The organism is Metabacillus niabensis (genome assembly GCF_902829255.1).
In the GTDB taxonomy this organism is placed as follows: Bacteria; Bacillota; Bacilli; order Bacillales; family Bacillaceae; genus Metabacillus; species Metabacillus niabensis.
On record NZ_CADEPK010000378.1, the window covers coordinates 1 to 5,971 of the forward strand.

Below are 5,971 nucleotides of genomic sequence, written 5' to 3' on the forward strand. Positions count from 1 at the left end.
GTTATAGAGAGAACGAACTCGGTTAAAGGTATTTAATGATAAAAAGTAGGTGGATAAATTATATGTCTAGTTTTCCAGATCTAGAAGATAAACATAAAAAAGAGCAAAGGAAAATAAAGGAAATCGATATTAGAGAAATATTCATTGTATTAAAACGATATATATGGATCATTATTATGATTACTTTTATAACAACCTCTTTAGGTACCTATTACACGTTTTCAACCTTCACTCCTTTGTATCAATCTACGAACAGAATTATTTTTGGATCAGCTGATGTCAATTTAATTACAACATTAAAGGTCATTATCAAGGATACTACAGTACTAGATAAAGTTGTTAGTAAACTAGATTTACCTTATACATCTGAAATATTAGCAGGAAAAATTGCTGTAGGAACTATAGATAATTCATCAGTTGTAACGATTACTATTACAGATAAGGATCCGGAGCAAGCTGCTCTGATAGCAAATGTTGTAGCGGAAACCTATAAAGAAGAAATTCCAAAAATTATGGGATTTAATGATGTAAAACCGTTATCAGAAGCTAAGGTAAATCATACTCCAATAAATCAGAGCCAAAACCGAAATATCGTTATATCGATTTTAGGTGGTATCGTTATAGGGGTAGGGTTAGCTTTCCTATTGGAATCACTAAACAATAGTATAAGAAAAGAAGATGAGGTTGAAGAGTTATTAGGTATTCCAGTGTTAGGTTCAGTCTCAACGATGAAAAAGAAAAATATGCAAAATAAAAGGAAAAACGACAAACTTATGTATAGAGGTGAGACTCTTGGTTCTTAGGATAAACAAGAAAAAATCAGTAAGGGAAAATTCAAAACGTCATTTTGTCTCATATTCTAATCCAAGCTCACAAATTGCAGAACAGTTTCGAACGATACGAACAAATATACAATTTTCCTCTATTAATAAAAAACACAAAACATTAATCATTACATCTCCATCACATGGAGAGGGAAAAACTACATCCGCAATTAATTTGGCCATTTCACTTTCTCAACAAGGGGATAAGGTCTTGTTAGTTGACGCTAACTTGCGAAGACCGACAGTACATTCTACTTTTAACCTAAAAGATGCATTAGGTCTATCAGAAGTTTTAATTGGAAAGGCAACGATAGAAGATGCAATAGTACAAACTCAAATTGGTCAACTTGAAGTTTTACCTAGTGGTATAACTCCTCCTAATCCAGCGGAATTAATCGGTTCAAAAGCAATGAGTCAATTTATTAAGGAAATAACTGATGAATACGATGTAATTCTATTTGATTCTCCTCCTGTACTTGAAACAACCGATACTAAATTACTTGCTGGTCAGTGTGATGGGGTGATTTTAGTATTAACGAGTGGTAAAACAGATAGAGAAAAAGCAATTGAGGCGAACCGATTATTAAATTTAGTAAGAGCAAAGGTATTAGGTGTTATATTAAATGAACGAAATTAATCGCTTTGTTCTTTTATTATAACGGTTGGTTCTTTATTAAGAACAAATGAAATAGTATTTGTATAGGTGATATCTCCTAACCTTTATAAATGGAGGTACTCGGCCATGCTGTGGGTTGAAGAAACCTTAGACACGAGTTGTCAAGAGTGTGGTGTGAGGGCGGGTTAAATGCCCATTTATTTAAAATTCCCGCAAAGATATCTCAACTGTGAGATATTTTTGCGGGAATTTTGAAGGAAGCTAATGATATGAAGAAAATATATTTCCGAGAGTTTTCCCATAATGTTCACTATATAATTGTTCATTCATAAAACTATAAAAGTTAGTAAGGAGAAGCTTGTTTAATCCTATAGATTAAAACCAATTTAACTTGAAAGGAGGAAATAAAATGACCTATAAAAGTAGGTTATATTTCTTAATTAGCTTAGACTCCTGCATTGTCTTATCAACTATTTTTTTAAGCCATTTATTATTTAATCAGGTATCAACCACTCCTACTTCTGCAATGCTACTAAGTGCAGTAACCTTATTGATTTGTCATCATATTTTTTCATTCGTTTACAACCTTTATAAAAAGGCATGGGAGTATGCAAGCATTGGAGAGTTATTAAGTATATTTAAGGTTATCTCTTTCTCTATCTTTACAACAGCAATTGTTCAAGTGATAGCTTACCAGCAAGCTAACTATCGCGTACTAGTTGTTACATGGATGACACATTTATTATTAATCGGAGGATCGCGATTTATATGGAGAATCTATCGCGATAACTATTTAAAACCAACAGTAAACAAAAAGAGAACTCTAATCGTAGGAGCAGGCTCTGCTGGAACTATGGTAGTAAGACAGCTTTTATCAAATCCAGAAGCAGAATTATTACCAGTAGCTTTTATCGATGATAATCAAAAGAAACAGAAGCTAGATATATTTGGAATACCCGTAATAGGTGGTGTGAAGGATATACCACTACTATCAGTTAAATACAAAATTGAAAATATCGTAATAGCTATTCCATCTTTAAATAAGAAACAGCTTAATTTTATTTTTAAGGAATGCGCAAAAACAACTGCAAAAACGCAAATGATTCCAATGCTAGAGGACATTATGACAGGGAAAGTGTCAGTTAATCAATTTCGAGATGTTCAAGTTGAAGATTTATTAGGTAGAGAAACAATCGAATTAGACATGACTAGTATTAGTGAGTCTATAACAAATAAGGTGGTGCTTGTAACAGGTGCCGGCGGGTCAATTGGATCAGAAATTTGTAGGCAAATTTCAAATTTTAGCCCAAAGAGATTAGTCTTATTAGGTCATGGGGAGAATAGCATTTACTCAATAGAAATGGAACTAAAAGAATCATGTAAAAACAAAGGAATTGAATTTATTACTGAAATTGCTGATTTACAAGATTATGAAAAACTATTATCTGTCGTGGATATTTATCAACCTAATGTCGTTTACCATGCCGCTGCACATAAACATGTCCCACTTATGGAACGAAATCCAGAGGAGGCAGTAAAAAACAATGTAATTGGAACTAGGAATATAGCACAAGCAGCAAGTCAACATGGTGTTGAAACATTTGTAATGATATCAACAGATAAAGCAGTAAATCCGACAAGTGTGATGGGAGCGACGAAAAGATTAGCGGAAATGATCATTCAGCATTTCGATCAAATTAGCTCTACGAAATTTGTTGCCGTTAGATTTGGAAATGTACTAGGAAGCAGAGGCAGTGTAATCCCATTATTTAAAAAGCAAATACAAAATGGCGGACCAGTTACTGTTACTCATCCTGATATGGTTCGTTATTTTATGACAATACCCGAAGCCGCACGATTAGTAATTCAGGCAGGTGCATTAGCAAAAGGTGGAGAAATCTTTGTCCTTGATATGGGAGAGCCTGTAAAAATCGTTGATTTGGCTATAAATCTAATCAAACTATCAGGTAATTCAATTGATGATATAGGGATTGAATTTACTGGTATAAGACCAGGGGAAAAACTTTTTGAAGAGTTGATGACAAAAGATGAAGTTAATGAAGAACAAATATATACAAAAATATATATTGGGAAGACATCTGAGTTGTTTATAGATGAAATAAATTACATCATAAATAACTTTAATAAATTTGACAGAAAACAGTTAAGAGAAGCGCTATTAGAATTGGCAAATGAAAAAATGAAACAGAAGAAGTTGATTTCGGTTTAGAACATACATGTACATTGTATGTTCTAAACAATTAAAAATTATGTATGAAGGGGCATGTAATGAAGAAAAAGTCAATTTGTGTCGTTACAACAAAATCTTCTACAATTGAAGCATTTCTTTTAGAACAATTATATTACTTACAAAAAAATGGCTATGATGTCACAATTGTTTGTGATGTAGATGATGAGTTAGAAAAAAAATTGCCGAAATCAATATCGTATTACCCAATTCCTATGAAACGTGGAATAGAGATAGGGATGATCATAATTATTTGGAGGCTAGTTCTATTATTTAAGAGGGAAAGATTTGATATTGTTCAATATTCCACCCCAAATGCAGCGTTTTATGCATCAATTGCTTCTTGGCTTGCCAGTAGACCGATAAGACTATATTGCCAATGGGGAATAAGATATGTAGGTTATAGAGGTCTAACAAGATTGATTTTTAAACTTATTGAAAAAATTACATGTTTATTATCAACTGACATTGAACCTGATAGTTTCAGTAATTTGCAATTTGCTAGGGAAGAAGGTTTATATTCCACTAAAAATAGTAGAGTTATTTGGAATGGAAGTGCAAATGGTGTAAATATAAAAAAGTTCGATATAAATAAGAAAAATGAATGGAGAAATGAAATTAGAAAATATTATAACATTCAAGGCTCTGAATTTGTATATGGTTTTAGTGGAAGATTAGTGAAGGACAAAGGGATAAATGAGTTAATAGCAGCATATAAAATAATTTATGAAAATTTTGTACCTAATTCCAAATTATTAATTGTAGGTTCTTATGATGATGATAATAACATTGATCAACAATTGATGTCTTGGGCAAGAGATAGTCAGTCAGTCATTTTTTGTGGATATACCAATGAGATAGAAAAATATTATTCTGCAATGGATGTTTTTATTTTACCGAGTTATCGAGAAGGCTTTGGAAGTGTAGTAATAGAGGCCGAAGCGATGGGGAATGCTGTAATTGTGACAGATATTCCAGGGCCAATTGATGCAATGAAAAAAGGAGTGACTGGTTTAACGGTTAGAAAGGGAGAGGTTGGCGAATTAGTTAATGCGATGAAAAAGTTGTTTGATGAGGTGGATTTGCTCTTATTAATGAAAGAAAATGCAGTAAAATTCTCACGGGAGAATTTTGAGCAAAAAAAGCTATGGAATCATGTACTTAATGATAGAAATTTGTTAATTCAACGAACTCGAACAAATAGCATGGGAGTGTATAGAAAAAATGCATAGAAGTCCGAAGGTTTCTGTCATTATGGGGATATATAATTGTGAAGATACATTGTCTGAAAGTATTGAGTCAATAATTAATCAAACCTATAAAGATTGGGAATTAATTATTTGTGATGATGCTTCAACTGACAGTTCATATAAGATTGCTTGTCATTATGCGAAACGGTATTCAAATAAAATAATTGTAATAAGAAATAATGAGAATATTAAGCTTGCAGGGACATTAAATAAATGTCTTTCAATAGCAGCAGGAGAATATATTGCAAGACAAGATGGAGATGATATTTCATTAATTAATAGATTGGAAAAGCAAGTGGATTTTTTAGACAATAACCTACATTATATGGTGGTAGGTACAGGGATGATTCCTTTTGATGATTTGGGAGAAAACGGGATTAGAATAGGAAAACCTGAACCACGTAAAGAGGATATCCCTAAAAATCGAATTTTTATGCATGCTACTATTATGATGAGAAGAGAAGCTTATATGGCATTGAATGGTTATCGGGTTGCTACTCGGACAAGAAGAGCGGAAGATTTTGATTTATGGATAAGATTTTTTGCTAAAGGATATAGAGGCTATAACCTACAAGAAGCTTTGTATAAGGTAAGAGAAGATAATTCTGCTTTTGCAAGACGGAGATTTAAACATTATACAGATTTATCATTACTTATTTTTTTGGCATGTAAAACATTGAAGCTGCCAATAAAATATTATCTTTTTATGCTAAAACCACTAATTATTGGATTATGTCCAACTCTTATCGTTAGAAATTACCATAGATTTAAAGATTCAGTTATAAACGAAAAGAGTATATAAATATTTGAGATTTCTAGGTGGAAAATATGACTTTATTTTGGATTAATTTATTTTTAGTATACTCATTTTCTTTTTCTTCCAGATTGGTCGCAGGATATACTAATCCTATTTCAAATAATTTCCCAAAACCTTATAAGCCGTTCGTTGCTCTGGCATTGTTATCATTGATTTTAATTTCAGGGTTAAGAATAAATATTGGAGATACTAGTGCATATACCCATAGTTATATTA

At 32.1% G+C, this 5,971-nt stretch carries 5 protein-coding genes and 1 pseudogene; all 6 read left to right on the forward strand.

Annotated elements, in window-relative coordinates:
• The first annotated feature begins 62 nt into the window (after positions 1-62).
• Positions 63-803, forward strand: coding sequence for a YveK family protein (locus tag HU235_RS22045; RefSeq protein ID WP_174881603.1), 741 nt, complete (start codon positions 63-65; stop codon positions 801-803).
• A complete protein-coding gene (locus HU235_RS22050; RefSeq protein WP_095299831.1) occupies positions 793-1,461 on the forward strand; it encodes a CpsD/CapB family tyrosine-protein kinase in 669 nt (222 codons plus the stop codon). The genes HU235_RS22045 and HU235_RS22050 overlap by 11 nt, the downstream gene beginning before the upstream one ends.
• Positions 1,462-1,849: 388 nt before the next feature.
• A complete protein-coding gene (locus HU235_RS22055) occupies positions 1,850-3,670 on the forward strand; it encodes a polysaccharide biosynthesis protein (protein WP_174881604.1) in 1,821 nt (606 codons plus the stop codon).
• A gap of 59 nt (positions 3,671-3,729) precedes the next feature.
• Positions 3,730-4,920: a glycosyltransferase family 4 protein gene (locus HU235_RS22060; protein ID WP_174881605.1), complete on the forward strand. Its 1,191-nt coding sequence runs from the start codon at positions 3,730-3,732 to the stop codon at positions 4,918-4,920.
• Entirely contained in the window at positions 4,913-5,740 is an 828-nt protein-coding gene (locus HU235_RS22065) for a glycosyltransferase (protein WP_174881606.1), read from the forward strand. The genes HU235_RS22060 and HU235_RS22065 overlap by 8 nt, the downstream gene beginning before the upstream one ends.
• 26 nt (positions 5,741-5,766) lie before the next feature.
• A pseudogene (locus tag HU235_RS24930) lies at positions 5,767-5,971 on the forward strand (EpsG family protein); the annotation flags it as partial.